The organism is Polaromonas sp. P1_G4 (assembly GCF_056405475.1).
Genome location: NZ_JBFUCA010000713.1, coordinates 1 through 1708, shown reverse-complemented (window position 1 = coordinate 1708; position 1708 = coordinate 1). Strand labels below are relative to the sequence as shown.

Annotated in this window: 2 protein-coding genes; one reads left to right on the top strand and one right to left on the bottom strand. The window is 61.8% G+C overall.

The genetic code is table 11. From position 1 onward, the window contains the following. Nucleotides 1–46: 46 nt before the first annotated feature. On the bottom strand, nucleotides 47–655 hold the full coding sequence (locus tag AC1D1X_RS22540; protein ID WP_477671639.1) for a trimeric intracellular cation channel family protein: 609 nt from the start codon (nucleotides 653–655) through the stop codon (nucleotides 47–49). 77 nt (nucleotides 656–732) lie between these two features. Here AC1D1X_RS22540 and AC1D1X_RS22535 point away from each other — a divergent pair, with 77 nt between their 5' ends. Further along, the gene (locus AC1D1X_RS22535; RefSeq protein WP_477671638.1) at nucleotides 733–1677 is read left to right on the top strand and encodes an LD-carboxypeptidase; all 945 of its coding nucleotides are present in this window, start codon (nucleotides 733–735) and stop codon (nucleotides 1675–1677) included. Nucleotides 1678–1708 lie beyond the last annotated feature (31 nt).

Here is a 1708-nt window from a genome sequence, read left to right as displayed (position 1 = left end):
GTGCAAGAGCACGGTGAGCCGATTGCGCAGCAAGCAGTGCGGTTTTTCAGTCCGCCAGCTTGAAGACCGGTAAATGCCAGCCCAGGAAGATGGCGCTCAGCCGCAGCGCCGCCACGGCCACCAGCCCAATGCCGAACGCCCAGGAGGGTCTCAGGCCCAAGGTCTTCAGAGCCAGGTACAGCACAATTCCGGCAATCGCCGCGCTGGCATAAATGTCCTGTCGCAGCAGCAGGGGGATCTGGTTGCTGCAGATGTCGCGCATCACGCCGCCGGCCACACCGGTCATGGTGCCCATCAACACCACGATGATGGGCGACAGCCGCGCCGCCTCGGCCAGCTGCGCACCTGAAAGGGCAAACAGGGCCAGGCCGAAGGCATCGGCCACCAGCAGGGCCTGCGCAGGAATCGGCAGGAGCTGTACATACAGCACTGTGCCCAGTGCCGCCGCGCAGATCACCAGCAGGTAGGTGGGGTTGGCCATCCAGAACACCGGGTGGCGGTTCATCAGCAAGTCCCGCAGGGTGCCTCCGCCGATGGCCGTCAGCGAGGCCAGGACCAGCACACCCAGCAAATCAAGCTGCAGGCGTCCCGCCGCCAGTGCGCCACTCACTGAAAACACGGCAACGCCGAGGAGGTCAAGCAGGTAAAGGAGCATGGTTGACCCGTTTATACCTTCTGCAATCCGCGGCAGGGAGGGGGCGAGGGCCTTCGCGGGATGGGATACTTGCATCTGTGAAAAAACATATCTACATCTATTCCCCTTCCAGCGCGGTGCGTGACAAAGCAGCTTTCAAGCGTGGCGTGAAGCGCCTCGAGTCCCAGGGACATGAAGTTGAAATCGATACCGATGCGCTGGCGCAGCATCAGCGTTTTGCCGGCGACGACGAAACCCGGCTTGCCTCTATTCACCGTGCGGCAGCCAGTGGGGCCGACATCGCCCTGATCTCCCGCGGCGGCTACGGCCTCACCCGCATCCTGCCGAAGATCAACTACAAGGCGGTCGCCAAGGCTGCCGCCGGAGGCACGCGTTTTGTGGGCCTGAGCGACTTCACGGCCTTTCAGATGGCCTTGCTGGCCAAAACCGGGGCGATGACCTGGGCCGGTCCCTCGCTGGACGACTTTGGCGCGGAAGCACCTGACGACATCATGGAAGCCTGCTTTGACGACCTGATCACGGGGCAGGGCGAAGGCACCGGCTGGCAGCTGCCCAAATCCGCTATGAATTTAATAGCCGCTTCCGCTCGTGGAGCAAAGGCTAGAGCCGGATTCACCATTAAAGACGCGGTATTCTGGGGTGGCAACCTGGCCATCCTGTCCGCGCTGGTGGGAACGCCCTATCTGCCGGCCGTCAAAGGCGGCATCCTGTTTGTCGAGGATGTCGGCGAACACCCTTATCGGGTGGAGCGCATGCTCACGCAACTGTTGCAAGCCGGCGTTCTGGCGCAGCAGAAGGCAATCATTTTCGGCCAGTTCACCAACTACAAACTGGCGCCGAATGACAAAGGCTTCAAGCTGGATACAGTCATTGCGTGGCTTCAGGAACAGGTGAAGGCACGTGTATTGACGGGCCTGCCGTTCGGGCACGTGCCAACCAAGGTCCTGCTGCCTGTGGGTTGCAAAACCAGCTTGGTGGTAGAAGACCGGGATGCCTTCCTGCTCTGGGGCCACCAGCACTAACTGGCGTTAAAACGCCGGCCCGGGTGAGCTT